At 72.8% G+C, this 25,819-nt stretch carries 19 protein-coding genes; 10 read left to right on the top strand and 9 right to left on the bottom strand.

Annotated features, from left to right (window positions below):
* Positions 1-24 precede the first annotated feature (24 nt).
* The 8 genes from AC4H2H_RS09400 to AC4H2H_RS09365 all read left to right on the top strand — a co-directional run bounded on the left by AC4H2H_RS09400 (position 25) and on the right by AC4H2H_RS09365 (position 10,176).
* Positions 25-1,056, top strand: coding sequence for a LacI family DNA-binding transcriptional regulator (locus AC4H2H_RS09400; RefSeq protein WP_494370542.1), 1,032 nt, complete (start codon positions 25-27; stop codon positions 1,054-1,056).
* Positions 1,057-1,532: 476 nt separating this feature from the next.
* Positions 1,533-3,215, top strand: coding sequence for a glycoside hydrolase family 13 protein (locus AC4H2H_RS09395; RefSeq protein ID WP_494370564.1), 1,683 nt, complete (start codon positions 1,533-1,535; stop codon positions 3,213-3,215).
* Positions 3,216-3,317: 102 nt separating this feature from the next.
* Complete coding sequence (locus AC4H2H_RS09390) at positions 3,318-4,712, top strand: ABC transporter substrate-binding protein (RefSeq protein WP_494370541.1); 1,395 nt, start codon at positions 3,318-3,320, stop codon at positions 4,710-4,712.
* 121 nt (positions 4,713-4,833) lie between these two features.
* The gene (locus AC4H2H_RS09385; RefSeq protein ID WP_494370540.1) at positions 4,834-5,799 is read left to right on the top strand and encodes a carbohydrate ABC transporter permease; all 966 of its coding nucleotides are present in this window, start codon (positions 4,834-4,836) and stop codon (positions 5,797-5,799) included.
* A complete protein-coding gene (locus tag AC4H2H_RS09380; protein ID WP_494370539.1) occupies positions 5,796-6,860 on the top strand; it encodes a carbohydrate ABC transporter permease in 1,065 nt (354 codons plus the stop codon). Before AC4H2H_RS09385 ends, AC4H2H_RS09380 begins: the two co-directional genes overlap by 4 nt.
* Before the next feature lie 352 nt (positions 6,861-7,212).
* Complete coding sequence (locus tag AC4H2H_RS09375; protein ID WP_494370538.1) at positions 7,213-8,430, top strand: ferrochelatase; 1,218 nt, start codon at positions 7,213-7,215, stop codon at positions 8,428-8,430.
* Positions 8,431-8,461: 31 nt separating this feature from the next.
* Positions 8,462-9,196 (top strand): hydrogen peroxide-dependent heme synthase, encoded by a 735-nt coding sequence (gene hemQ, locus AC4H2H_RS09370; RefSeq protein WP_494370537.1) that lies wholly within the window; start codon positions 8,462-8,464, stop codon positions 9,194-9,196.
* 143 nt (positions 9,197-9,339) lie between these two features.
* Positions 9,340-10,176: a TspO-related membrane protein gene (locus AC4H2H_RS09365; RefSeq protein WP_494370536.1), complete on the top strand. Its 837-nt coding sequence runs from the start codon at positions 9,340-9,342 to the stop codon at positions 10,174-10,176.
* 73 nt (positions 10,177-10,249) lie between these two features.
* Here the strand turns inward: AC4H2H_RS09365 and AC4H2H_RS09360 are convergent, their stop codons facing one another.
* The 3 genes from AC4H2H_RS09360 to AC4H2H_RS09350 form a co-directional block, all read right to left on the bottom strand.
* A complete protein-coding gene (locus tag AC4H2H_RS09360; RefSeq protein WP_494370563.1) occupies positions 10,250-11,509 on the bottom strand; it encodes a Glu/Leu/Phe/Val family dehydrogenase in 1,260 nt (419 codons plus the stop codon).
* Between the two features lie 164 nt (positions 11,510-11,673).
* On the bottom strand, positions 11,674-12,489 hold the full coding sequence (locus AC4H2H_RS09355) for an aldo/keto reductase (RefSeq protein WP_494370535.1): 816 nt from the start codon (positions 12,487-12,489) through the stop codon (positions 11,674-11,676).
* Between the two features lie 47 nt (positions 12,490-12,536).
* Entirely contained in the window at positions 12,537-13,283 is a 747-nt protein-coding gene (locus AC4H2H_RS09350) for a helix-turn-helix transcriptional regulator (RefSeq protein ID WP_494370534.1), read from the bottom strand.
* A 53-nt stretch (positions 13,284-13,336) separates the two neighbouring features.
* Here AC4H2H_RS09350 and AC4H2H_RS09345 point away from each other — a divergent pair, with 53 nt between their 5' ends.
* The gene (locus AC4H2H_RS09345; protein ID WP_494370533.1) at positions 13,337-17,029 is read left to right on the top strand and encodes a proline dehydrogenase family protein; all 3,693 of its coding nucleotides are present in this window, start codon (positions 13,337-13,339) and stop codon (positions 17,027-17,029) included.
* Between the two features lie 137 nt (positions 17,030-17,166).
* Here the strand turns inward: AC4H2H_RS09345 and AC4H2H_RS09340 are convergent, their stop codons facing one another.
* From AC4H2H_RS09340 to AC4H2H_RS09315, 6 genes are all read right to left on the bottom strand, one after another.
* A complete protein-coding gene (locus AC4H2H_RS09340) occupies positions 17,167-18,183 on the bottom strand; it encodes a LacI family DNA-binding transcriptional regulator (RefSeq protein WP_494370532.1) in 1,017 nt (338 codons plus the stop codon).
* 58 nt (positions 18,184-18,241) lie between these two features.
* On the bottom strand, positions 18,242-19,789 hold the full coding sequence (locus AC4H2H_RS09335; protein WP_494370531.1) for a glycoside hydrolase family 1 protein: 1,548 nt from the start codon (positions 19,787-19,789) through the stop codon (positions 18,242-18,244).
* Positions 19,790-19,892: 103 nt separating this feature from the next.
* Positions 19,893-20,813: a carbohydrate ABC transporter permease gene (locus AC4H2H_RS09330; protein WP_494370530.1), complete on the bottom strand. Its 921-nt coding sequence runs from the start codon at positions 20,811-20,813 to the stop codon at positions 19,893-19,895.
* Positions 20,810-21,943: a carbohydrate ABC transporter permease gene (locus AC4H2H_RS09325; RefSeq protein ID WP_494370529.1), complete on the bottom strand. Its 1,134-nt coding sequence runs from the start codon at positions 21,941-21,943 to the stop codon at positions 20,810-20,812. Before AC4H2H_RS09325 ends, AC4H2H_RS09330 begins: the two co-directional genes overlap by 4 nt.
* A 91-nt stretch (positions 21,944-22,034) precedes the next feature.
* Positions 22,035-23,369, bottom strand: coding sequence for an ABC transporter substrate-binding protein (locus AC4H2H_RS09320; protein WP_494370528.1), 1,335 nt, complete (start codon positions 23,367-23,369; stop codon positions 22,035-22,037).
* 250 nt (positions 23,370-23,619) lie between these two features.
* The gene (locus AC4H2H_RS09315; RefSeq protein ID WP_494370527.1) at positions 23,620-24,120 is read right to left on the bottom strand and encodes a DUF2505 domain-containing protein; all 501 of its coding nucleotides are present in this window, start codon (positions 24,118-24,120) and stop codon (positions 23,620-23,622) included.
* Positions 24,121-24,255: 135 nt separating this feature from the next.
* Between AC4H2H_RS09315 and AC4H2H_RS09310 the strand changes: the two genes are divergently transcribed.
* Positions 24,256-25,737 (top strand): sensor histidine kinase, encoded by a 1,482-nt coding sequence (locus tag AC4H2H_RS09310; protein ID WP_494370562.1) that lies wholly within the window; start codon positions 24,256-24,258, stop codon positions 25,735-25,737.
* Positions 25,738-25,819: the final 82 nt, after the last annotated feature.

The raw sequence follows: 25,819 nt of genomic DNA, 5'->3' as shown, positions 1-25,819 counted from the left end.
GCGCGTCGGCGTATAGTCGGCGGCATGTCGAGACGTCTGGCGGAGGTCGCCAAGAAGGTCGGGGTCAGCGAGGCCACCGTGAGTCGCGTGCTCAACGGGAAGCCGGGGGTCTCCCAGGCGACGCGCGACGCGGTGCTCACCGCTCTCGACGTCCTCGGGTACGAGCGACCGACGAAGCTGCGCGGGGAGCGCGGTCGTCTCGTCGGCCTGGTGCTGCCGGAGCTGGTCAACCCCATCTTTCCGGCGTTCGCCGAGGTCATCGGCGGCGCGCTCGCGCAGCAGGGCTTCACGCCCGTGCTGTGCACGCGGACCGCGGGAGGCGTCACCGAGGCCGAGTACATCGACCTGCTCCTGGGTCAGCACGTCTCGGGCGTCATCTTCGCCGGCGGGTTCTACGCCGAGCGGCTCGCCGACCACGCCCACTTCCGGCGGATCGAGAAGCTCGGGCTGCCGGTCGTGCTCATGAACGCGTCGATCGAGGACCTCGACTTCCCCCGCGTGTCGTGCGACGACCTCGTCGCGACGAACCAGGCGCTCGGGCACGTGCTCTCGCTCGGCCACGAGAAGGTCGGGCTCCTGCTCGGCCCCGCCGACCACGTGCCGTCGGAACGCAAGCTCGCCGCGGCCCAGGTGTTCGTCGAGCGGCACGGGCACGCGCTCGACCCGGCGCTCGTCGTGCACAGCCAGTACTCCCTCGAGAGCGGGCAGGCCGCGGCGAACCGGCTGCTCGAGGCCGGCGCGACGGCGATCGTGTGCGCGAGCGACCCGCTCGCCCTGGGCGCGATCCGCGCGGTGCGCCGTGCAGGTCTCGACGTGCCGACCGACGTCTCCGTCGTCGGCTACGACGACTCGAACCTCATGAACTCCACGGACCCCGCGCTGACGACCGTGCGCCAGCCCATCGAGCCGATGGGCCGGGCCGCCGTCGACCTGCTCGCGAGCATGATCGCGGGCGCCGACGTCTCGCGCGACGAGCTGCTCTTCGAGCCCGAGCTCGTCGTGCGCGGCTCCACCGCCGCGGCGCACGCCACGGGCCGCGAGGCCGTCGCCCCATAACGGGAGCACCGAGCAGTACCACCACCCACGACCCCGGGTCTGGCGCACGACGCGCCCGACCCGGGGTCGTCGCCGTCCCCGCGCACGCCCGAACCCGGGGTTGTCGGCACAACTGGTGGCCAGCCCGCCGACATCCCGGGGCTCGGCGGGACACCGTGCGACACCGAGCCCCGCCCGGCACACGTGGTTCCACCGCAAACGGGCGTAGGTCTCTCGACATCAAGAGATAGCGTTTCGGTAACGACGCTGTCGGGTTCTTGCGCGCAACCTGTCGTCTAGTTACAGTCGTGCCCGACGACGCAGTCGACGACCACGACGACCCCCCCGGAACGACCCGGGCGACGAACGCAGTGCGCAGCAGGCGAGCGTGCCCGGCACGCACGGCACACGAACTCACGGAAGAGGACGCGGTGAGCAACGATCACCCCCGAGTCGCCGACGGCGAACACACCCCCGACGCGACCGTCGCGCAGGCGGTGCGGCAGCCGGCGGGCGCGCCGGACGACTGGTGGCGCAGTGCCGTGATCTACCAGGTGTACGTGCGCAGCTTCGCGGACGGGAACGGCGACGGGACGGGTGACCTCGCGGGCGTCCGCTCCCGGCTGCCGTACCTGCGCGACCTCGGTGTCGACGCGATCTGGTTCACCCCCTGGTACGTGTCCCCCCTCGCCGACGGCGGCTACGACGTCGCCGACTACCGCGCGATCGACCCCCAGTTCGGCACGCTCGCCGAGTCGGAGCAGCTCATCGCCGAGGCGCGCGAGCTCGGCATCCGGACGATCATCGACGTCGTCCCGAACCACGTCTCGTCCGAGCACGAGTGGTTCAAGGCCGCCCTCACGGCCGGTCCTGGGTCCCCGGAGCGCGAGCGTTTCTGGTTCCACCCCGGCAAGGGCGAGGACGGCGCCGAGATCCCCACGCGCTGGGTCTCCGAGTTCCAGGGCAGCACGTGGACGCGCACGACGAACCCCGACGGCACGCCCGGCGAGTGGTACCTGCACGTGTTCGCCCCCGAGCAGCCGGACCTCAACTGGAGCCACCCGGACGTGCGCCGCGAGCACGAGGACATCCTGCGGTTCTGGTTCGACCGCGGCGCCGCGGGCATCCGCATCGACTCCGCGGCCCAGCTCGTCAAGGACCCGGCGCTGCCGGAGGTCCCCGCGCACCCGGGACCGGGGGAGCACCCGCACGTCGACCGCGACGAGCTGCACGACATCTACCGCGGCTGGCGCGCCGTCGCCGACTCGTACGCCGAGCCCCGCGTCCTCGTCGGCGAGGTGTGGCTCGCGGACCGCGCGCGGTTCGCGCAGTACCTGCGTCCCGACGAGATGCACACCGCGTTCAACTTCGACTTCATGGCGCGGCCGTGGGACGCGAAGGCGCTGCGCGAGTCGGTCCAGACGACGCTCGACGCGCACGCGCCCGTTGCGGCGCCGGCGACGTGGGTCCTGTCGAACCACGACGTCACGCGCCCGGTGACCCGGTACGGGCGCGAGGACAGCTCGTTCGCGTTCACGACCAAGCGCTTCGGCACGCCGACGGACCTGGAGACGGGGCGCCGTCGGGCACGGGCCGCCGCGCTGCTGTCCGCCGCGCTCCCGGGCTCGCTGTACCTCTACCAGGGCGACGAGCTCGGCCTGCCCGAGGTCGAGGACCTGCCGCGCGAGGCGATCCAGGACCCCATGCACTTCCGCTCCGAGGGCGTCGACCCCGGCCGCGACGGCTGCCGGGTCCCGATCCCGTGGACCCGGGACGGCTCGAGCCACGGCTTCGGGCCCGACGGCGGCGCGGAGCCCTGGCTTCCCCAGCCGGCCGGCTGGGGTGAGGTGTCGGTCGAGGCCCAGGCGGACGACGACGCCTCGATGCTCGCGCTCTACCGCCGCGTCCTCGCGACGCGGCGCACAGAGCCCGCGCTGCACGGCGAGACGTTCCGCTGGCTCGACTCCCTCGACGGCGCTGCCCTCGGGGACGACGTGCTCGCCTTCACCCGTGGCGACGTACCTGACGCGGTCACGTGCGTCGTCAACCTCGGGGCCGAGGACGTGCCGCTCCCCGCGGACGCCGAGGTCCTCCTCCACAGCGGCACCCCTCACGGTACGGACGCGTCGGAGCCACCGACGCGCCTCGCCACCGACACCGCGGTCTGGCTCCGAGCGTGAGCTCGGCCGCCTGACCCTCAGACCCCGGGCCGCGAGCCGGTCGGCCCGGCAACCCAGCACACCATCCAGCACACCCAGCACCACCGGAACACAGGAGTGACGATGAAGTCCACACGTCAGACGATCGCCCTCACCCTCGCGGGGGCGCTCGCGTTCAGCACGCTCGCCGCGTGCTCGAGCAGCGGCTCGGGCGACGACGACGGCGGCGACGGCGCCGACGGGAAGGTCACCCTCAAGGTGGTCTCGCTCCTGCCCGGCTCCGAGCAGGAGGCGATCGACGCCTTCAACGCCCAGGTCGAGGAGTTCGAGGCGGCCAACCCCGACATCGACATCGTGCCGGAGGAGTACGAGTGGAAGGCGACGACGTTCGCCCCCCAGCTCGCCGGCGGCACGCTGCCCGACGTCTTCGAGATCCCGTTCACCGACGCGAAGACGCTCGTCGAGAACGGCCAGCTCGCCGACCTCGACGCGCAGTTCCGTGAGCTGCCGTACGCCGACAAGTTCAACCCGGCCATCATCGAGGCCGGCACGGGTTCCGACGGGCACGTCTACGCGATCCCCGCGAAGAACGTCTACGGCGTCGGCCTGCACTACAACCGGGCCCTGTTCGAGTCGGCCGGGCTCGACCCCGACGCGCCGCCGACCACGTGGGACGAGGTCCGCGAGTACGCGAAGAAGATCGCGGACGCCAACCCCGGCGTCGCGGGCTACATGCAGATGTCGCAGAACAACACGGGCGGTTGGCAGCTCACCGTCAACACGTTCGCGCGCGGCGGACGCACGCAGGAGGTCGCCGAGGACGGCAAGGGCACCTCGACGCTCGACAACGCCGGCACCAAGGAAGCGCTCGAGTGGCTCAAGGCCATGCGCTGGGAGGACAACTCCCTCGGGGCCAACTTCCTCCTCGACTGGGGCACGATGAACCAGGCGTTCGCCGCCGGCCAGGTCGCGATGTACACGTCGGGCTCGGACGTCTTCACCTCGCTCGTGCAGACGAACGCCGTCGACCCGGCCACCTACGGCCTGGCCGCGCTCCCGCTCGAGGGTGACGACGCCGGTGTCCTCACCGGCGGCACGCTCGCCGCGATGCCGGCGGACGTGGACGAGGCGAAGAAGGACGCGGCGATCAAGTGGATCGACTTCTTCTACCTCGCCAAGCTCGTCGACGAGGACCGCGCCGTCGCGGACGCCGAGACGCTCGTCGCGAACGACCAGCCGGTGGGCACGCCCGTCCTGCCGATGTTCTCGAAGGAGCAGTACCAGCAGAACCAGGAGTGGATCGCCGACCTCATCAACGTGCCGCTCGACCAGATGACGGGCTACACGGACACGATGTTCGACCTCCCGCTCGTGGGTGAGCCGTCGCAGAAGACGCAGGAGATCTACGCCCTGCTCGACTCGGTGGTCCAGGCGGTCCTCACGGACGAGAACGCCGACATCGACGCCCTGCTCGAGCAGGCGAACACCGAGGCGCAGGCCCTGCTCGACCAGGGCTGAGCCCCGTAGTCCCGGGCCGGCCGGCAGCGCCCCCTGCCGGCCGGCCCGCACCCCGCCGGTGCCCGACGGCGCGACGCACCTCGCGCCGTCGGGCACCTTCCACCGAAGCGAAGGACCAGACGTGACCGCCACCACCGCCCCGCCGCGGCGGGGACCCGCCTCCCACGCGCGGACCGACCGAGACGGCAGACGCCGCAGCCCCGTGACGTGGTTCCGCGGCGGCGGCCTGAGCAACCTCGTCTTCCTGCTCCCGCTCATCCTGATCTTCGGGGTCTTCTCGTGGTTCCCGATCGTGCGTGCGGTGATCATGAGCTTCCAGGAGACGAACCTGGTGAGCGCGCCGACGTTCGTCGGGCTGGACAACTTCCGCCAGGTGCTCGAGGACCCGCTGCTGTGGAAGGCCGTGCGCAACACGCTGTACTTCGCGTTCCTCGCGCTGCTCATCGGGTACCCGATCCCGCTCGTCGCGGCGGTCCTCATGCGTGAGGTGCGCCGGGCCAAGGGCCTGTACTCGGCGCTCGCGTACCTGCCGGTCGTCGTGCCGCCGGTCGTCGCGGTGCTGCTGTGGAAGTTCTTCTACAACGGCAGCCCGACGGGCGTGTTCAACACGATCCTCGGCTGGGTCGGCCTCGGCCCGTACCCCTGGCTCCAGGACGCGTCGACCGCCATGCCCTCGCTCGTCCTCGCGGCGACCTGGGCGGGTGCGGGCGGGACGATCATCATCTACCTCGCCGCCCTCACGAGCGTGCCCCCCGAGCTCTACGACGCCTCGGAGGTCGACGGCGCGGGGCTGTGGCGCAAGATCTGGCACGTCACGCTCCCGCAGCTGCGCGGCGTCCTGTTCATCACGCTCATCCTGCAGGTCATCGGCACCGCGCAGGTGTTCCTCGAGCCGTACCTGTTCACCGGCGGTGGGCCGAACAACGCGACGCTCACCGTTCTGCTGCTCATCTACCGCTACGCCTTCCAGAACAGCCTCGGCGGCGACTACGGCGCCGCGACCGCGCTGTCGCTCATGCTCGCGGCCGTCCTGGCGGTCTTCTCGCTGATCTACTTCCGGCTCACCCGGTCCTGGAGCACGTCATGACACTCTCGCCCACCGACAACCCGAGCGAGATCGGCGTCGTCTCGCAGGACGCGACGACCACCGCCGACGGCGTGGCCGCGGGCGCGGTCGGCACCGCGGCGGCCGCCGCCGAGGTGAGCCGCAACCGCCGCGAGGCGGAGCGCCGCCGGGCGCGCTCGCGCCGCAGCAAGGCGCTCGACGGCGTCGAGGACCGCGGGGCGCTGTCCCCGGCCGACTGGCGCCGGCCGGGCATCTTCTGGGGCATGGGCTCGACCCACGTCCTGCTGCTCGTGGTCCTCGTGGTCGCGGGGCTGGGCCCGATGCTCCTGCTCGCGAAGTTCGCGGTCACGCCGACGCAGGACATCCTGCGCACGCCGATGGCGATCTTCCCGAACGGCATCGCGTGGGACAACCTCGACAAGGCCTGGAACGACGTCCAGGTCAGCCGGTACTTCCTCAACACGATCTGGCTCGCCGTCGGTTCCTGGGCGTCGCAGATCATCGTCGCGACGACGGGCGGGTACGCGCTGTCGGTCCTGCGGCCCCGGTACGGGAAGGTCGTGCAGGCGCTCGTCCTGTCGACGATGTTCGTCCCGGCGATCGTGCTGCTCGTCCCGCTGTACCTGACGATCCTCGACCCGCCGCTGCTGGGGCAGTCGCTCATCAACAGCTTCTGGGCGGTCTGGCTGCCGGCGGGCGCGAGCGCGTTCAACGTGCTGCTCGTCCAGCGGTTCTTCGACAGCCTGCCGCGCGAGGTGTTCGAGGCGGCGCGCGTCGACGGCGCGGGGCCGTACCGGCTCTTCTGGTCGATCGTCCTGCCGATGTCGAAGCCGATCGTCGGCGTGGTGTCCGTGTTCGCGATCATCGCGGCGTGGAAGGACTTCCTCTGGCCGCTGCTCGTCCTCAAGGACCCGGCGATCCAGCCGCTGTCGGTGCGGCTGCCGTCGATCGAGGCGTCCACCGACCTCGGGGTCTTCCTCGCGGCGCTCGCGATCTCGACGATCATCCCCGTCGCGCTGTTCCTCGTGTTCCAGCGCATGTTCCTCCAGGGCGCCGGCCTCGGGGGAGCGGTCAAGGGCTGACCCGGCTCCGTGCCGAACACGACGTTGGTGTCGTTATCCACGGGATGACGACACCAACGTCGTGTTCGGCCGCGTGCAGGGTCGTGCTCGGCCGCGCGCAGGGTGTCTCGGCCCGCCGTGCCCGACGGCGGGATCGCGGGTCGGGCCCGACGGCGTCGGTGCCGCCGGATCCTGCCCACGCTAGGCACGGGCGGGGCACTGGCAACCTGGGTGCGGACCCGAAGGAACTGCTGCACGGGCGGGAGGCAGCATCGCGGCCCGGGTCCTTCGGCGGCTCGAGGTGACACGGTGTCCGGTCAATGTCACGTCCGTCGTGCCACCGTCTCGCCGGGCGGGGCTGGTTCCAGGTGCCATGATCGAGACCATGCCCCCGTTCTCCCCCCAGGACGCCGCTGCCGCCCCCGCCGGCGTCTCCTCGCCCCGCGCCGACGCCCCTGGTGCGACCCCGGACCTCCGCCCCTACGACGCGCTCCTCCTCTACTCGTTCGGCGGACCGAACAAGCCCGAGGACGTCGTCCCCTTCCTGCGCAACGTCACCGCGGGCAAGGGCATCCCGGACTCGCGCCTCGAGGAGGTGGGCGAGCACTACTACGGCTTCGGCGGCAAGAGCCCGATCAACGAGCAGAACCTCGCGCTCAAGGCCGCGATCGAGGCCGAGCTCGAACGTCGCGGCGTCGAGCTGCCCGTCGTGTGGGGCAACCGCAACTGGGAGCCGTACACGACCGACGCGATCGACGAGCTCGAGGCGATGGGCGCGCGCAACGCCGTCGCGCTCGTGACGTCCGCGTACTCGTCGTACTCGGGCTGCCGCCAGTACCGCGAGGACCTCGCGGTCGTGCTGGACGGCCGCGGCCAGCTCGGGCCCGGCGGCTCGACGGGCGTGCAGTTCGACAAGGTGCGCTCCTACTTCAACCACCCGGGCTTCGCGCAGGCCAACGTCGACGCGGTGCTCGACGGCTACGCGGCGCTCGCGGACAAGGGCGGGGACGGCGCGGCGGCCCGCCTCGTGTTCGTCACGCACTCCATCCCGGACACGATGGAGGCGGCGTCGCGCATCTCGTACGCCACGTACTCCGAGCAGCACCTCGACCTCGCGCGCGTGATCGTCGCCGAGGTGTCGGCGCGCCTGGGCCACGACGTCGCGTGGGACCTCGCGTACTGCTCGCGCTCCGGCCCGCCGAGCCAGCCGTGGCTCGAGCCGGACGTCAACGACCACCTCGAGGCCCTCGCCCAGGAGGGCGCGCGCGACGTCGTGCTCTCGCCGATCGGCTTCGTCTCGGACCACATGGAGGTCGCCTACGACCTCGACACCGAGGCGATGGAGACGGCCACCGGTCTGGGGATGACCGCCGTGCGCGCCGGTACGGTGGGGACGCGCGAGCCGTTCGTGCGCGGTCTGGTCGACCTGCTCGTCGAGCGCGCCGCGATCGCGCGCGGCGACGAGGTCGAGGAAGTCACGGTGGGCGAGCTGCCCGCGTTCCGGTCGGCGTGCGCGCCGGGGTGCTGCCTGCGTCGCGACGGCGAGCCGAGCGGCGTCCCCGCGCTGTGCAGCACGGACCTCCACAGCTGAGCCCTACGGCCGAGAACCGAGAGGAACCCCGATGAACGACGCCGCGCGCGTCCCCGCGGACCACGACCAGATCAACGAGACCATCCGCTACGCGATGTGGTCCGTGTTCGCGACGGCGGCGCCCCTGCCTGCCGATGCGGACGAGCGGGCCGCGCTCGTGACCCGGGCGCTCGACGCCGTCGGCGGCGGGGACGACCCGGCCGCGACGGACGGCGACCTCGTCGTGCGTGGCTGGTACGACGTCGCGGGCCTGCGCTCCGACGCCGACCTCATGGTGTGGTGGCACGGTCCGACGGTCGAGTCGGTCCAGGGCGCCTACCAGCGGCTGCGCCAGAGCGGGCTCGGCGCGCACCTCGAGCCCGTGTGGTCGAACGTCGCGCTGCACCGCCCGGCCGAGTTCAACCGCGGCCACGTACCCGCGTTCCTCGCGGGCGAGGCGCCGCGCGGCTACCTGAGCGTGTACCCGTTCGTGCGGTCGTACGACTGGTACCTGCTGCCCGACGCCGAGCGCCGCACCATGCTGCGGGACCACGGGCTCGCTGCGAAGGACTACCCGGACGTGCGGGCCAACACGGTCGCGTCGTTCGCGCTCGGCGACTACGAGTGGATCCTCGCGTTCGAGGCCGACGAGCTCCACCGCATCGTCGATCTCATGCGCGAGCTGCGCGCCACCGAGGCGCGCCGCCACGTGCGCGAGGAGGTCCCGTTCTTCACCGGCCCGCGCACGACCCTCACCGCCTGGGCGGACCGCCAGCCCCTGGCCTGACCTCCCGCGCAGCGCCGAACACGACGTTGGTGCCGTTATCCGGGGGACAACAGCACCAACGTCGTTCTCGACCGAGCGCAGCGGCGTTCTCGCGCGACCCTTCCCAAGATGCTCAGCATGCTGAGCAGTGCGACGGTGGAGACATGACCAGTGCCGCTGCCTCCGTCCCCGCCGGCGCCACCTCCGCGCCGGCCCCGTCCGACCGCGTCCGCCAGGTGGTGGTGCTCGTCGGCTCCCTCGTCGCCGCGGGAGCGGCGGCGTACGGTGCCGGCGCGTTCGGCGGGACCTCCGTCGAGCAGACCGCCGGCGGCGCGCTCTCCGCCGAGGCGACGCCCGTCGCCCCCGACAACCCGGCGTTCCGCATCTGGTCCGTGATCTACCTCGGGCTCTTCGTCTTCGCGGTCTACCAGGTGCTCCCACGGCACGCGACGAGCCCTCGCCTACGCCTGACCGCCTGGTGGGTGCTCGCATCGATGGTGCTCAACGCGGCCTGGATCGGTGTCGTGCAGGCGGGCTGGGTGCCGGTGAGCGTCGTCGTCATCGCCGCGCTGCTCGCCGTCCTCGCGGTGCTCGTCGTCCGGCTCGTGCGGCACGCGCCCGAGTCGACGGCGCAGGCGGTCGTGCTCGACGGCACCGTCGGCCTCTACACCGGCTGGGTGAGCGTCGCGACGCTCGCGAACGTCGCTGCGGCGCTCGCCGACTCCGGAGTCGGGGACCTCGGGCTCGGCGCCACGGGCTGGTCGGTGGTACTCGTGGTGCTCGCGGCGGCGCTGTCCGTGGCGTGGGCGTCGTTCGCCGCCGGGCGCCGCCCGCTCGCGCTCGGCATCGGGCTGGCGATGGCCTGGGGCCTCGCGTGGATCGCCGTCGCGCGGTTCCAGGGCCCGCTCGTCGACACAGCCGTGGCCTGGACCGCGGCGGGGGCCTCCGCGGTGGCGCTCGTCGCGGCCGTCGTCGCCGCGGCCCGCCCGGCACGCGGCTGACCACACCCGGCGAGCACGGGGTTGACGACCGCCTCAGCCGAGTTCCGGTCGCCAACCCCGTGCTCGAGGTTCGTCAGGGGTACAGGCCGCGGATCTGGTGCGCCTCGGCGACACGCTGCACGCCGATGACGAGCGCGGCGTCGCGCAGGCTCAGGTCCTCGCGGCGCGCGAGCCCCGCCACCTCGTGGTACGCGTGCAGCATGCGGTGCTCGAGCTTCTCGCCGATCTCCTCCGCGGTCCACCAGTACGCCTGGTTGGCCTGCACCCACTCGAAGTAGGACACGACGACGCCGCCCGAGTTCGCGAGGACGTCCGGCACGACCGTCACGCCGTTCTTGGCCAGCATCCGGTCGCCCTCGGCGGTCGTCGGGCCGTTCGCGCCCTCCACGACCCAGCGGGCGCGGACCGAGCGCGCGGTGTCCCCGTCGAGGACGCCCTCCACGGCCGCGGGGACGAGGACGTCGACGTCGAGCGCGAGCAGCGCGGTGTTGTCGATCGCTTCGGCACGGTCGAGACCGACCACGCTGCCGGTCGCGGCGACGTGCTCGACCAGGCCGCGCACGTCGAGGCCGTCGGGCGCGTGCACGCCCCCGTACTGGTCGGAGACCGCGACGACGCGCGCCCCGCGCGCCGCGAACAGCGCGGCCGCGTGCGAGCCGACCTTGCCGAAGCCCTGGATCGCGATCCGCACGTCCGACAGCGGCACGCCCGCCTCGTCGAGCGCCGCGGCCGTGACGTGCACGACGCCCGCGCTGGTCGCCGTCGTGCGCCCGAGCGACCCGCCCACGGTGATGGGCTTGCCCGTCACGACGGCCGGGATCGTGTAGCCCTGGTTGACCGAGTAGGTGTCCATGACCCACGCCATGGTCTGCTCGCTCGTGCCCATGTCGGGCGCCATGATGTCCCGCTCCGGCCCGATGACCGGCATGATCTCCGACGTGTAGCGGCGCGTGACGCGCTCGAGCTCGGCGTCGGAGTAGCAGCGCGGGTCGATCGCGACGCCGCCCTTCGCACCGCCGTACGGCAGGTCGACCAGGGCGCACTTCCACGTCATCCACATCGCGAGCGCGCGCACCTCGTCGATGTCGACGCTCGGCGCGTACCGCAGGCCGCCCTTGCCGGGGCCGCGGGAGACGTTGTGCTGCACGCGGTAGCCGTGGAAGAGGACGGTGCGGCCGTCGTCGCGGCGCAGCGGGACGGCGACGTTCACCTCGCGGCGCGGCGTGGCCAGCATCTCGTGCAGGCCGTCGTCGTAGCCGAGGAAGTCGACCGCGCCGGCGAGCTGTGCGTGCGCGGTGTCGAGCGAGGACGCCGGGCGGTCGCCGCCGGGCAGGATGGTGCGGGTGGTGGGATCGGTGGTCTCGCCGCGCGTGGTGGGCGGCACGGACGTCGTCGTCACGGTTCCTCCGGGTCGAGGTTCTCCTCGGTGCCGCGGGGGTGTGCGGCACCGAGGGTCACGCTACTCCGGGACCGGCCGCTCGCCGGTCCACCGGGCCGTCAGCCGCGACGCCGCCCCAGCGCGTCGACGGCCGCGAGCTCGTCGGGCGTGAGGGAGAACCCGGTGACCTGGAAGTTCGCCTCGATGCGCGACGGCGTCACCGACTTCGGGATGACGACGAACCCGTGGTCGAGGTGCCACCGCAGCACGACCTGCGCGGGCGTGACACCGTGCGCCGCCGCGACCTCGGCGAGCACCGGCGCGTCGAGATCGGTGCGCTTGAACGGGCTGTACCCCTCGAGCACGACGCCGCGCTGCTCCAGCTCGTGGGCGAGGCGGTGGTCGTAGTCGGCAGGGCTCCAGGGGATCTGGTCGACGGCGGGCGTCTCGCCGACCTGCTCGGAGAGGATGTCGACCTGCTCGACCGAGTAGTTGCTCACGCCGATCGAGCGGACCTTGCCCTCGTTCCGCAGCTCGACGAACCGCTCCCACACCCACGGCGACGCCTCGCCCGACGGCGGCCAGTGGATGAGCCACAGGTCGACGTAGTCCGTGCCGAGGTCGCGCAGCGACGCCTCGACCGTCTCGCGCTCGCGGCCCGCGGCGTCCGGCGGGAGCTTCGTCGTGACGAAGACGTCGGCCCGGTCGACGGACGAGTCGGCGAGCGCGCGCCCGACCCGCGACTCGTTGCCGTAGCCGGTCGCGGTGTCGACATGCTGGTAACCGACGTCGAGCGCGTGACGGACGGCGCGGTAGGCGTCGTCGCCCTCGGACTGCCACGTGCCGAGGCCGAGCAGCGGCATCGCGCCGCCGGGCAGGTCGACGGTCGGGACGTGGCTCGGGGACGTGCCGGGGGAGCTGTCGGTGGAGGTCATGTCGCCAGTCTCGGTGCCCGACGCCGTCGCTCGCCACCGCGGGGACGTCAGCGGCGGGTGCGGCGACGGTACTGGGCGGGGGTCTCGCCCGTGAGCCGCGCGAACGTACGCGTGAACGACGGCTGGTCGTAGAACCCGCTCGCCGCCGCGACGTCGCCGATGGACACCGACGTCCCCGCGAGCAGCCGCGTCGCGTGGTCGACCCGCGTGCGCAGCACGAGCTGTCGCGGGGTGACGCCGTACACGCGCCGGACTCGCCGGTCGAGCACCGCGGTGGTGGACCCGGCCGCCTCGGCGAGCCGCGCCGTCGTCCAGCGCGCTCCGAGGTCGGTCTCGACGGCCGCGACGAGCGCCGACATCGCGTCCATCGTCGCGTCGTCGGCCGCGCCCGCGCGCAGGTCGTGCGAGACGGACACGATCCCGACGAGGCGACCCGCGTCGTCGTGCACGGGGAGCTTGGAGGTGAGGAACCAGCCGGACGTGCCGCCGAGCCGGCGGATGCGCTCGAGCTCGCCCCGCAGCGCACGCCCGCGCAGGACCTCGGCGTCCTGCTGCTCGTAGCGCTCCGCGAGCTGGGGGACGAACAGGTCGCGTGCGCGACGGCCCAGGACCGCGCGGCGCGAGCGCTCGTTCGTGCGCGCGACGAAGACGGGGTTCACCGCGACGTACCGGCCGGTGACGTCCTTGGCGCAGAACATCGTGTCGGGCAGCTCGTCCATGAGCGCGACCATCGCCGGGCTGAGCGCCACGAGCAGCGCCGCGCCCTCGGGCCAGTTGTCGCGAACGGGTGCCATGTCGCCCCGGATCGTACAAGACGAGCCCGGACGATCGGGGGCACCCTGGAGAGATGAGCAACGACGCGCCCGTCCGGCCGCTCCCCACCCCCGGAGCCGTCGGCGACACGAGCCTCACCTCCCCGGAGGACCTCGTCGTGGAGGCCGCCGCCCTGGCCCGCCGCTGGCTGGCCGCGAGCTCGCGAACCGGCACAGGGTCGGGCGACGCCCGCGCCCGGAAGACCGCCGAGCGGCTCGGCGCGCTCGTCTCCGACCCGACGGGCCTCGAGCTCGCGGTCCGGTTCGTCGACGACGTCGCCCGACCGCAGGACGTGCACGTCGCCGCCCGGGCGCTCGGCCGCCTCGGCGAGCTCGCCGGCAGCGCCGGCTCGTTCCTCGGCCCCGTCGACCGGACGCTGCTGCGCCTCGGGGCGGGTGTCGCACCCGTGCTGCCGCGCGTCGTCGTGCCGGCCGCGCGCGTGCGGCTGCGTCAGCTCGTCGGGCACCTCGTGGCCGACGCCGGTCGCGGCCTCGGCCCCCACCTCGCCCGGACCCGGGCCGAGGGCTACGCGCTCAACGTCAACCTCCTCGGCGAGGCGGTGCTCGGCGAGGCAGAGGCCGACGCGCGGCTCGAGCGCACGCTCGCGCTCGTGCGGCGGCCGGACGTGGACTACGTGTCGGTCAAGGTGTCGTCCGTCGCGTCGCAGCTCGTCACGTGGGACCTCGACGGGTCGTGCGCGCGCGTCGTCGAGCGGCTCCTGCCGCTGTACCGGGCGGCGCGCGACCACGGCGTCTTCCTCAACCTCGACATGGAGGAGTACAAGGACCTCGCCCTGACGACGGCGGTCTTCCGCGAGGTCCTCGGGCACGAGGACCTGCACGACCTCGAGGCCGGGATCGTGCTCCAGGCGTACCTGCCCGACGCGCTCGGCGCGCTCGACGGTCTCACGCGGTTCGCGACCGAGCGTGTCGCCGCCGGGGGAGCGCCGATCAAGGTGCGCCTCGTCAAGGGCGCGAACCTCGCCATGGAGGCCGTCGAGGCCGAGCTGCACGGGTGGGCGCAGGCGCCGTACCCGACCAAGCCCGACGTCGACGCCAACTACGTCCGCCTCCTCGACCATGCGCTGCGCGCACCGCGCACCGACGCGGTGCGCCTCGGCGTCGCGAGCCACAACCTCTTCCACGTCGCGCTCGCCGTGCTGCTCGGCCGCGCCCGCGGCGTGAGCCACGCGCTCGACGTCGAGATGCTGCAGGGCATGGCGCCGGGGGAGGCCCGCGCGGTGCGCGACGAGGTCGCGCGCGACCGGGTCACCGACGGGCCGCACGCCGGTCGCGGTGGCCGCGTGGTGCTGTACACGCCCGTGGTGCGCGACGAGGACTTCGACGTCGCGATCTCCTACCTCGTGCGCCGCCTCGAGGAGAACGCGGCCGAGCAGAACTTCCTGCACGCCATGTTCGCGCCCGACGGGCAGCCCGCGGGCAGCCCGATGGACCGCCAGGAGGCCGCGTTCCGCGCGTCCGTGCGCCACGGCGTGCACTACGCCGACGCCGACGTGACGCCCCGCCGCGGCCCGCGCGCGGAGGCCCCAACCGCCGTCGGGCCGCACCAGCCCGCCGAACCCGGGGTTACGGGCCAGAACGACGCCGAACCCACCCGTAACCCCGGGTTCGGCGACGGGCGGGGGTTCGCCAACGCCGCCGACACCGACCCCGCCGTCGCGGCGTCGCGCGACTGGGCGCGGCTCGTGACCGGTCCCGACTCCGGGTACGTGCCCGTCCGCACGCCCGAGCTCACGTCCACAGCCCAGGTGGACGACGCCGTCGCGACCGCCGTGCGCGCGACCGCCGCCTGGTCGCAGGTCGCGCCGACCGCCCGCGCCGCCGCCCTGCGCGCCGTCGCACGCCGGCTCGAGGAGGCCCGCACCGACCTCGTCGCCGCGATGGTGCACGAGCCCGGCAAGACCGTCGCCGAGGCCGACCCCGAGGTGAGCGAGGCCGTCGACTTCGCGGCCTACTACGCGCGGTCCGCCGAGGAGCTGGACCGGGTACCCGGCGCGCGGTTCACGCCCGACGGCGTCACGCTCGTCACGCCGCCATGGAACTTCCCCGTCGCGATCCCCGCCGGCGGGGTCCTCGCGGCGCTCGCGGCCGGGTCGGCCGTCCTCGCCAAGCCCGCGCCGCCCACGCCGCGCTGCCTCGAGGTCGCGGTCGACGCGATCCACGCGGGCCTGCGCGACGCCGTGGCGGCCACGCCCGAGGCGTTCGGCGGCCTCGACGAGCGCTCGATAGCCGACGTCGTGCAGTACGTCCGCGTCCCCGACGACGAGCTCGGCACGCGCCTCGTCACGCACGACGACGTCGCGCGCGTCGTGCTCACCGGGTCCATCGAGACCGCGCAGCTCTTCGCGCGGTGGAAGCCCGAGCGGCCCGTGCTCGCGGAGACGTCGGGCAAGAACGCCCTGGTCATCACGCCGTCGGCCGACCTCGACCTCGCCGTCGCGGACCTGGTGCGCTCGGCGTTCGGGCACGCGGGGCAGAAGTGCTCGGCCGCCTCGCTCGCGATCCTCGTCGGGTCCGCGGGAGACCCGCGCACCGAGACCGGTCGGCGGGTGCGCCGCCAGCTCGTCGACGCCGTCCGCTCGCTCGCGGTCGGGCCCGCGACCGACGTCGCCACGACGATGGGCCCGCTCACCGAACCGGCGTCGGGCAAGCTCCTGCACGCGCTGACCACGCTCGAGCCGGGGGAGTCGTGGCTCGTGCGGCCCCGGCTGCTCGACGGCGGGGCGGACGCGGAGGGCCGCCTCTGGACCCCCGGCCTCAAGGAGGGCGTCGCGCCCGGGTCCCCGTTCCACCTCACCGAGTACTTCGGGCCCGTGCTCGGCATCATGACCGCCGCGACGCTCGACGACGCGATCGCGCTGCAGAACGCCGTGCCGTTCGGCCTCACCGGCGGCATCCACAGCCTCGACGACGACGAGCTCGAGCGCTGGCTCGACGCCGTCCAGGTCGGCAACGCGTACGTCAACCGCCACATCACCGGCGCGATCGTGCAGCGCCAGTCGTTCGGCGGCTGGAAGCAGTCGGCCGTCGGGCCGGGCGCCAAGGCCGGTGGGCCGAACTACGTCGCCCAGCTCGGCCGCTGGACCGACGCGACGGGCGAGGGGGCAGACCAGGGCGCGCGTCCGCCGTCGGACGCCACGGCGTCCGGGCGGACGGTGCCCGACGACGCCGCGCCGCCCGCGCGCGAGACGTCGCCCGCGGCGTGGCTCGCGTGGGCGAGGGCCGACGACGCACGCTGGTGGGCGAGCGAGTTCTCGCCCGGTCACGACCCGTCGGGCCTGCACGTCGAGTCGAACGTGTTCCGGTACCGGCCGGTCGACCTGCTCACGGTCCGCGTCGGCGCCGACGCCTCGGCGGTCGAGGTCGAGCGCGTGCTGCACGCGGCGCGCACGGCGGGGGTGCCGGCCGTCGTCGTCCCGGCGCCCGGATCGCCCGTCGGGTCGGGTCGACCGAGCGACGGCGGCACGACGGGGACCGCGGTCGACGACGAGGAGTTTGCACGGCGCGTGGCGTCGGGCGCGGTGCGAGGGCGGATCCGCGTCGTCGGGTCCGTACCGGGCCTGCACGAGGCGGCGGCCGATCGGGTCGGCGACGTGACGATCCTCGACCACCCCGTCGTCGCGAGCGGTCGTCGTGAGCTGCTCACGGTGCTCCGCGAGCAGGCCGTCAGCCGCACGACGCACCGCTACGGTCATGTGAAGCACTGATCGCCGCGGGCGAACCAGGGCTCTACCTCGGCGGACCGGAGTACTACTTCGGCGAGGCGGGGGCGACCGTGACCGACGCCGCGTCGCGAAAGGCGCGCAGGCGCTCGTCCGGCGGACCGGACACCCGCCGCGCGAGGTCAGACGGAGTCGCGCTCGACGAGCTCGGGGGCGAGCACGTGCGACGCGACGCGTTCGGTGCGGCCCGAGACGAGGTCGAGCAGGAGGTCCGTCGCGCCGCGCACCATCTCGACCATCGGGTTCTGGATCGTCGTGAGCGGGGGCGACGTGCTCGCCGCGTTCGTGAGGTTGTCGAAGCCGACGATCGACACGTCCTGCGGCACGCGACGGCCGTGGGCGGCGAGCACGCGGAGCGCTCCCTCGGCCATGAGGTCGGACGCGACGAACAGGCCGTCGACGTCCGGGTGGCTCTCGAGGATGCTCTCCATCGCCGCCGCGCCGCCCGAGGCCGCGAAGTCGCCGACCTCGACCGCGTCGTCGGGCAGGCCCGCCTCGTGCAGCACCTCGCGCCACCCGGTGAGCCGGTCGACCCCGGCGGTCATGTCCTGCGGGCCCGCGATGGTGGCGATGCGCGTACGGCCCGCCTCGACGAGCCGGCGCGCCGCGAGGCGACCGCCCTCCACGTTGTCGACGTCGACGTAGAGCAGGTCCGGCGTCGGGTGGAACGGTCGACCGACGAACACCGCGGGCAGGCGTGCGGCGAGGAGGGCCTCCTCGAGCTCGTCGTCGCGGTGGTGCGACGCGACGATGGCGCCGTCCACGTGTCCGCTGCTCAGGTACCGCACGATCCGTCCGGGTTGCTCGTCGGGCCGCGCGAAGAGCAGGACGAGCTGCAGGTCGGTCCCGCCGAGCGCCGCGCTCACGCCGCGCATCGTGCCCGCGAGGAACGGGTCGGTGAGGATGCGGTCGTCGGGTTCGGGCACGACGAGCGCGATCGAGTCCGTGCGACGCGTGACGAGCGAGCGGGCGGCGCGGTTGGGCGTGTAGCCGAGCTCGGCGACCGCGGCGTCGACGGCGGCCTGCGCCTCGGGCGAGACCCGCAACCCTCCGTTGATCGCACGCGAGGCGGTCGAGCGCGAGACTCCTGCCGTCTGGGCCACCTCGTCCAGTGTCGGCGCGGAACGCAGGCTGTTCATCAGCACAGTATCGCGCCTCACGTCCGTGGACCGCACCGTCCCGCCCGCCGTCACGATCTCAGGCCTCGGTCGAGGTGCCCGGGGCGGTGGCGCCGTCGCGCGCGGGGACCGCGTTGTCGCGCGCGACGCCCGCGTACCAGCGGCCGCTCGCCTTGACCGTCCGCTCCTGCGTCGCGTAGTCGACGTGGACGATGCCGAACCGCTTCGAGTAGCCGAGCGCCCACTCGAAGTTGTCCATGAGCGACCACGCGAAGTAGCCGCGCACGTCGGCGCCGGCGTCGATCGCGTCGCGCGTCGCGCGCAGGTGGGCGTCGATGAACTCGAGGCGGTCCTGGTCGTCGACTGTGCCGTCAGGGCCGACCTGGTCGGGGTAGGCGGCGCCGTTCTCGGTGATGTACATCGCGACGCCGCGCGGGCCCGTGAAGTCGGACTGCAACCGCGTGAGCAGGCGCGTCAGGCCCTCCGGCTGGACCTCCCAGCCCATGTCGGTGCGGGGCAGGCCGCGCGAGCGGTCGTGCGCCTCGTCCGCCGCGGGGAACGGGGACGACGTCGGGCGCACGGGTGCGCCGCCGTCGGCCGCGTCGTCGCGCACGCCCTCGGGGCGGGTCCCACCGCCGGTGGTGCCCGGCTCCGCCGTCTCCGGGTGGCCCGAGACGGAACCGCCGTTGTAGTAGTTCACGCCGAGCGTGTCGATCGGGGTGGAGATGATCTCGAGGTCGCCGTCCTTGACGTGGTCGAGCAGCCCGTACTGCGCGACGTCGTCGAGCACGTCCGCGGGGTACTCGCCGTGGAAGACGGGGTCGAGGAAGATCCGGTTGAACTGCCCGTCGATGCGCCGTGCGGCGTCGACGTCGGCCGGGTCGTCGGGGTCGACCGGGTCGGAGACCGTGAAGTTCAGGGTGAGGCCCAGGTTCGCCTCGGGAGCGCGCTCGCGCAGCGCCTGCACCGCGAGGCCGTGACCGAGCAAGAGGTGGTGCGCGGCGGCGAGGCCGTCCTCGCGCGACTGTCGACCCGGGGCGTGCACGCCCGCGGTGTACCCGAGGAACGCCGAGCACCACGGCTCGTTGAGCGTCGTCCACACGCCCACCCGGTCGCCGAGCGCCTCGTGCATCGTCACCGCGTACTCCGCGAAGAGGTAGGCGGTGTCGCGCGACGTCCAGCCGCCCTTCTCCTCGATCGCCTGCGGGAGGTCCCAGTGGTAGAGCGTGAGCCACGGCATGATGTCGGCCTCGAGCAGCTCGTCGACGAGACGGTCGTAGAACGCGAGGCCGGCCGGGTTCACCGCGCCGCCGTCGGGACGCACGCGCGCCCACGACGTCGAGAAGCGGTACGCCCCGAGGTTCAGCCCACGCAGGAGCGCGACGTCCTCGCGGTACCGGTGGTAGTGGTCGCACGCGACCATGCCGTCGTCGCCGTCCACGACGGCGCCCGGCACGCGCGCGAACGCGTCCCAGACGGAGTCCGTGCGGCCGTCGGTGTGCCCCGCGCCCTCGATCTGGAACGCGGCGGTCGCCGCACCCCAGAGGAAACCCTGCGGCATCTCGACGCGACCGGTCGCGGTGGCCGGGTTCGGCTGGAGGGGCACGGACGGGACGAAGAGGCTCATGGGTCGATTGTCCTTCGGAAGGTCGAGGAGTGGCGCGCGGGCGGGCCCGGCAGGCAGAGCCGGACCCGCCCGCGCGGCGGGTGTCGCGGGCGGTGCGGGCAGCTCAGCCCTTGACGGCGCCCTGCATGATGCCCGCCACGAGCTGGCGGCCGGTGAAGAGGAAGATCACGATCAGCGGCAGCGTCACCAGGAAGACCCCCGCCATGACGAGCGAGTAGTCGGTGAAGAAGTTCGACTGCAGCGATCGCACCACGAGCGGCAGCGTCGGGTTGTTCTGGTTCAGCACGATCGACGGCCAGAAGAAGTTCGTCCACTGCTGGACGAACGTGAACAGGCCGAGCATCGCCGCCGCAGGCCGGGCCGCCGGGAGGGCGATCGACCAGAACGTGCGGAACATCGACGCGCCATCGACGCGGGCCGCCTCGATGAGCTCGTACGGCAGCGCCTCGCCGAGGTACTGGGTCATCCAGAACACGCCGAACGCCGTGACGAGCGCCGGGACGATGACCGCCTGGAGCTTGCCGATCCAGCCGATGTCCGACATGAGGATGTACATCGGGATGACGCCGAGCTGGGTCGGCACCGCCATGGTCGCGATGACGAACACCAGCAGGGGGCCGCGGCCGCGGAAGCGCAGCTTCGCGAACGAGAAGCCGGCGAGGGTCGAGAACAGCACGACGGACAGCGACGTGAGGACCGCGATGACCACCGAGTTCCAGGCGGCCTTCCAGAAGTTGATCGCGTCCGAGCCCATGACGTCCGCGAACCGGGCGAACAGGCTCGCGTCCGGCAGGAGCTGCGGCAGCCCGCTCTGCGAGATCGCCTCCGGGGTCGAGGACCCGAGGATCAGGGTGAAGTAGATCGGGAACACCGAGACCAGCAGGACGACGCCGAGGATCGTGTAGGTGACCCAGCGCGGTCGCCGCTGCGTGCCGCCGACGTACTTGCCGGGGCCACGACGGCGGGCGGCGGCGCGTGCCGCGGCCGGCCCGGCGGTCTGGGCGATGACGGGGACGGAGCTCATCGCTTCCTCCGGTCGGTCGTGCTGGGTGCCGCGTCTGCAGCGGGGACGGTCGCGGTGTCGCCGGCGGCCGACCGCTGGGCGACCATGGCGCGCTCTGCGCGCACGCGCTTCTGGGCCTCTCGGCGCCGCTTGACCCACCGGGGTGGCTTGGGCTCCGCGCTCGACGTGGCGATCCGCCGGGTGATGAGGAAGTTGACCATCCCGATGACGATGATGAGGAGGAAGAGCAGCCAGGCGATGGCGGCCGCGCGGCCGAAGTTCTTCTGGTTGCCCCACGCGACGTCGTAGAGGTAGAGGACCGTGGTCATCCACTGGCGGTCGGCGCCGCCGAGGCCCTGGGCGTCGTACATGCGCGGCTCGTCGAAGATCTGCAGCCCGCCGATCGTCGACGTGATGACGACGAAGATGATCGTGGCGCGGATCTGCGGGACGGTCACGGAGAAGAACTGGCGCACCCGCCCCGCGCCGTCGATGATCGCGGCCTCGTAGAGCTCGCGCGGCACGGCCTGCATCGCGGCGAGGAAGATCAGCGCGTTGTAGCCGGTCCAGCGGAAGTTCACCATCGACGCGATCGCGGTGTGGCTCGCGAAGGCGTCGGCGTGCCAGCGGATCGGGTCGATGCCGACGACGCCGAGGATCTCGTTGATGAGGCCGTACTGGTCGGCGAAGAGGCGGCCGAAGATCATCGACACCGCGACGGGCGCGACGACGTAGGGCAGCAGGACGCCCATGCGCCAGAACGTCGCGGCGCGCAGGTTCTGGTCGAGCAGCGCGGCGATCGCGATCGCGGCGATGACCTGCGGCACGGACGAGAGCAGGAAGATCGAGGCGGTGTTGCGCAGCGACTTCCAGAACGTCGGCTGCGCGAGGACGTCGCTGTAGTTCTGCAGCCCGACGAAGTCGCCCTGGCCGCCCAGCAGGTTCCAGTCGTACACCGAGACGACCGCGGTGTAGATCAGCGGGAAGAGGCCGGTGATGGCGAACAGGATGAAGAACGGCGAGATGTAGAGGTACGGCGAGAGCTTGACGTCCCAGCGCCCGAGGCGCTGGGAGAAGCCGACGCGGCGCGGCGTGCGCTCGGTCGGCCCGCGGAGCCCGGGGGAGGGCTGGGTGGGCGAGAGGACGGCCATGTGGGATTCCTGGGCTGCTGGGTCTGGACCGGGTGGTGGCGACACGAGCGGGGCCGGGCCGGCGCGTGTGCACCGGCCCGGCCCCGTCAGGTCACAGGCCCAGGTCCTCGAAGGACTGGAGCGTCTTCTGCCACGACGACGCGGCGTCGTCGGTCTTCTCGACGTCCACGCGCTTGATGCCGTCCTGCACGGCCGTGTGGATCGAGAAGTAGTTCGCGCCCTTGAACGGTGCGCCGTCGATGGCGAGCGCACGGTTCACGAAGACCTCACCGACCGGGGCGGCGTTGAAGAACTCGTTCGTGAAGGACTGGACCGCGTCCGACTCCTGCGCCTCGATCTGCGAGGGGAACGTGCCGGCGTTCTCGAACGCCGTCGTCTGCTGGGCCGGGTCGGTCAGCCACGCCGCGAGCTCCTTGGCCGCCTCGGCGTTCGGGCCCGAGGCCGGGACCGTGAGGAACGAGCCGCCCCAGTTGAGGCCGCCGCCGGGGAAGACGTCGGCGACGTTCCAGCCGGTGACGCCACCGGCGCGCTCCTCGATCGGACCGGTCATCCAGGCCGGGCAGATCATCGTCGCGAAGCCGTCGTTCTGGAACGCGGCGTCCCAGTCGCCGGACCACTGCTCGAGGCCGGCGGACAGCCCGTTCGTCGTGGACTGCTCGAGGACCGTGTTGTAGATGTCCTCGATCTCCTGGTTGGTCGCGAGGTCCTTGGGCGTGCCGTCGGACTCCTCGTACGCGTTGTCGATCTGGTTGACCATCGCCTGCGAGACGGCCATCGCCGAGTCGTACCAGGCGGCGTCGCTCGCGGCGGTGAACGTCGCACCGGCGGCGAAGTAGTCGTCCCACGTCGCGTCCTCGCCGCCGAGCAGCTCCGCCACCTCGGCGGGGTCGGTCGGCAGGCCCGCGGCCTCGAAGAGGTCCTGGCGGTAGCAGATCGCGCTCGGCCCGATGTCCGTGCCGTACCCGAGGAGCTGGCCGTCGGGCGTCGTGGCCTGCTGGACCTTCCAGTCCACCCAGCGCCCGTCGAGCGAGTCGTCGGTGAGGTCGGTGAAGAGGTCGGGGAACTCCATGAGCTCGGGGAGCCAGTCGACCTCGATGGCCTCGATGTCCGCGAGGCCCTCGCCGCCGGCGGCGAGCTTGGTCGTGAGGTTGGTGCGCGCGTCCTCGGACTTGGCCGCCTTCGTCTGCTTGACGGTGACGTTCGGGTGCTCCTCGGTGTAGGCCGCGAGAAGCTCGTCCGAGTAGCCGAAGTCGTTGAACGTGGCGACGGTGAGGGTGATCTCCTCGTCGCCCGAGCCCGAGCCCGACTCGTCGTCCGAGCCGGAGCCGCTCGAGCACGCGGTGAGGGTGAGGGTGAAGGCCGCGAGGCCCGCGACGGCGGCGATCGCCTTGCGGGGGCGGCGGGTCGTACGAGTGCTGCTCAGCACAGTGACTCCCTTGTCGGTGGGGCGGGGTTGTGGCAGCGCTCCCACGTCAGAGTGGTAGCGCTTCCACGCAACGAGGCGATCGTGGCCGCCCAGGTGAACCGGTGTCAAGCGCCACGGCGGCGCGCGCAGGTGTGGTCGCGCTCCCATCCAGGCATCGTCGCAGGCCAGGCGCATGCTGGTGGAGATGAACCCCGGCGCCGGTCTCAAAATCGTTACCGGTTCGAGACCGCTGCGAGACCTCGCCGAGCGGTCAGCGCGCGAGCCACTCCACGGTCGCCGCCTGCTCCGCGGCGAGGGCCGAGCGGACCGCCCCGACCGCAGCCTCCTCGATCGCACGGCCGAACAGGGGGACTGTCGCCTTGACCTCGCCGGTGTACGTCTGCGCGGTGCCGGAACCGTCGGGAGCGAGCGACACCGTGCCGGTCAGCCGCACCGGCGCACCCGTGATCTCGAGCGACACGGTGCCCGCGCGCTCGCCGTCGCGCTCCTGCTCCCAGGCCTCCGCCTGGCGGATCTCGAGCTCCCCGCCGACGAAGGACCGCACGTGCGCAGGGATCTGCGCCGTCGGCAGGGTGCGGCGCACCACCACGACGAAGCCCTCGTCCTCGTTGCCCGTGACGTCGACCTGCTCGACGCGCGCACCGGCACCCCCGGAACGCGCCGCGCGCCACCGCACGAACTCCTCGTCCGCGAGCAGGGCGCCGACGGCGTGGACGGGAGCGGGGTAGCGCAGCACGACGCTCAGGTGCACGGGACCTCCTCGGCCTCCACAGGCCCTTCGACGGTCGGCCGACGTCCGGTCGACGGTTCAGGGCGACGGCGAGCGCAGGGACGCTCAGTGGGACTCTACCGGCCGGACCCCTCTAGTCTGGGGTCCGTGTCTGCCATGAGTGACCTCATCTCCCGCCACGCCGAGCTCGGTGCGGCGGACAACGAGTGGCTCCACCTCCTGGTGGGGGACTGGCAGGTGATCTCCGACCTCGCGTTCGCCGACCTCGTGCTGTGGCTGCCCACCACCGACGGGAACTTCGTCGCCGTGTCGCAGTGCCGTCCGTCGACCGGTGCCACCGTCCACTACGACGACATCGTCGGTTCGTTCGCCCCGGAGGGCCAGCGCCCGCAGCTCGAGCGCGCGCTCACGGAGGCGCGCTCGCAGCGCTCGCGCGAGCCGCGCTGGTTCGGTGCGTACGCGGTGCGCGAGGAGGCCATCCCGGTCGTCCACGAGGGTCGCGCGATCGCCGTCGTCGCCCGGCAGACCAACCTCGGCAGCGGCCGGACGCCGAGCAGGCTGGAGCTCAACTACGTCGAGGCCGCCGACGACCTCATCGCGATGATCTCGCGCGGCGAGTTCCCGTTCCCCGACGCGGCGACCGGTCCGCGCCGCGGCGCGCCGCGCGTCGGCGACGGGCTCATCCGCCTCAACTCCGAGGGCGAGGTCCTCTACGCGAGCCCGAACGCCCTGAGCTGTTTCCACCGTCTCGGTGTGATCGGCCCGCTCGTCGGCCGGTCGCTCGCCGAGGTGACGGCCGACCTCGTCGAGCACCGGACGCCGGTGGACGAGTCGCTGCCGCTCGTCGTCATGGGCCGGGCGCCGTGGCGCACGGAGATCGAGGCGCAGCGCGTCGCGCTGTCGCTGCGCGCGCTGCCGCTCACGGAGTCGGGGCAGCGCATCGGCGCGGTCCTGCTGTGCCGCGACGTCTCGGAGCTGCGGCGGCGCGAGCGTGAGCTCATCACCAAGGACGCGACGATCCGCGAGATCCACCACCGCGTGAAGAACAACCTCCAGACCGTCGCCGCGCTCCTGCGGCTGCAGGCCCGGCGCATGGACGTCCCCGAGGCACGTGCGGCGCTCGAGGAGGCGATGCGGCGCGTCGCGACCATCGCCCTCGTGCACGAGAGCCTGTCCCAGACGCTCGACGAGGAGGTCGAGTTCGACGACATGGTCGGCAGGGCGCTGCGGCTCGCGGCCGACGTCGCATCGGCGGACACCAGCGTCCGCACCGTGGCGACCGGGACGTTCGGGCTCGTGCCTGCGGAGGACGCGACGCCGCTCGCGCTCATCCTCACGGAGCTCGTGACGAACGCCGTCGAGCACGGTCTCGCGAAGCGGGAGACCGGGACGGTCGAGGTCTCGGCCGAGCGCGACGGGTCGGCGGTGCGCATCGTCGTGTCGGACGACGGCAAGGGCATGCCCGAGGGCGACGTCACTCGTGCGGGGAAGACCTCGAAGAGCGGTCTCGGCACGCAGATCGTGCGCACTCTCGTGACGAACGAGCTCGGCGGCACGATCGAGTGGTCGCCGCGGCCCGGTGGCGGGACACAGGTCGTGCTCGAGCTGGTCCTGCGCGACGGGAAGAGTCAGCCGTAGCGGTGCGCGGCTGGTTCGTGGTCGCTCCGCCGCACGACGACGGGCCGCCACCGGAGGAGGGTGACGGCCCGTCGGGCGATCA

The organism is Cellulosimicrobium sp. BMG9.22 (assembly GCF_059159975.1).
This window is presented reverse-complemented; position numbering and strand designations above follow the sequence as displayed.

Bases quoted from the DNA above. Each gene is read 5' to 3' on its own strand.
- AC4H2H_RS09335 (WP_494370531.1), bottom strand. From the start codon at position 19,789: ATGAGCCTCTTCGTCCCGTCCGTGCCCCTCCAGCCGAACCCGGCCACC.
- AC4H2H_RS09380 (WP_494370539.1), top strand. From the start codon at position 5,796: ATGACACTCTCGCCCACCGACAACCCGAGCGAGATCGGCGTCGTCTCG.
- AC4H2H_RS09390 (WP_494370541.1), top strand. From the start codon at position 3,318: ATGAAGTCCACACGTCAGACGATCGCCCTCACCCTCGCGGGGGCGCTC.
- AC4H2H_RS09310 (WP_494370562.1), top strand. From the start codon at position 24,256: ATGAGTGACCTCATCTCCCGCCACGCCGAGCTCGGTGCGGCGGACAAC.
- AC4H2H_RS09330 (WP_494370530.1), bottom strand. From the start codon at position 20,813: ATGAGCTCCGTCCCCGTCATCGCCCAGACCGCCGGGCCGGCCGCGGCA.
- AC4H2H_RS09375 (WP_494370538.1), top strand. From the start codon at position 7,213: ATGATCGAGACCATGCCCCCGTTCTCCCCCCAGGACGCCGCTGCCGCC.
- AC4H2H_RS09400 (WP_494370542.1), top strand. From the start codon at position 25: ATGTCGAGACGTCTGGCGGAGGTCGCCAAGAAGGTCGGGGTCAGCGAG.
- AC4H2H_RS09345 (WP_494370533.1), top strand. From the start codon at position 13,337: ATGAGCAACGACGCGCCCGTCCGGCCGCTCCCCACCCCCGGAGCCGTC.
- hemQ (WP_494370537.1), top strand. From the start codon at position 8,462: ATGAACGACGCCGCGCGCGTCCCCGCGGACCACGACCAGATCAACGAG.
- AC4H2H_RS09350 (WP_494370534.1), bottom strand. From the start codon at position 13,283: ATGGCACCCGTTCGCGACAACTGGCCCGAGGGCGCGGCGCTGCTCGTG.
- AC4H2H_RS09340 (WP_494370532.1), bottom strand. From the start codon at position 18,183: ATGAACAGCCTGCGTTCCGCGCCGACACTGGACGAGGTGGCCCAGACG.
- AC4H2H_RS09325 (WP_494370529.1), bottom strand. From the start codon at position 21,943: ATGGCCGTCCTCTCGCCCACCCAGCCCTCCCCCGGGCTCCGCGGGCCG.
- AC4H2H_RS09365 (WP_494370536.1), top strand. From the start codon at position 9,340: ATGACCAGTGCCGCTGCCTCCGTCCCCGCCGGCGCCACCTCCGCGCCG.
- AC4H2H_RS09355 (WP_494370535.1), bottom strand. From the start codon at position 12,489: ATGACCTCCACCGACAGCTCCCCCGGCACGTCCCCGAGCCACGTCCCG.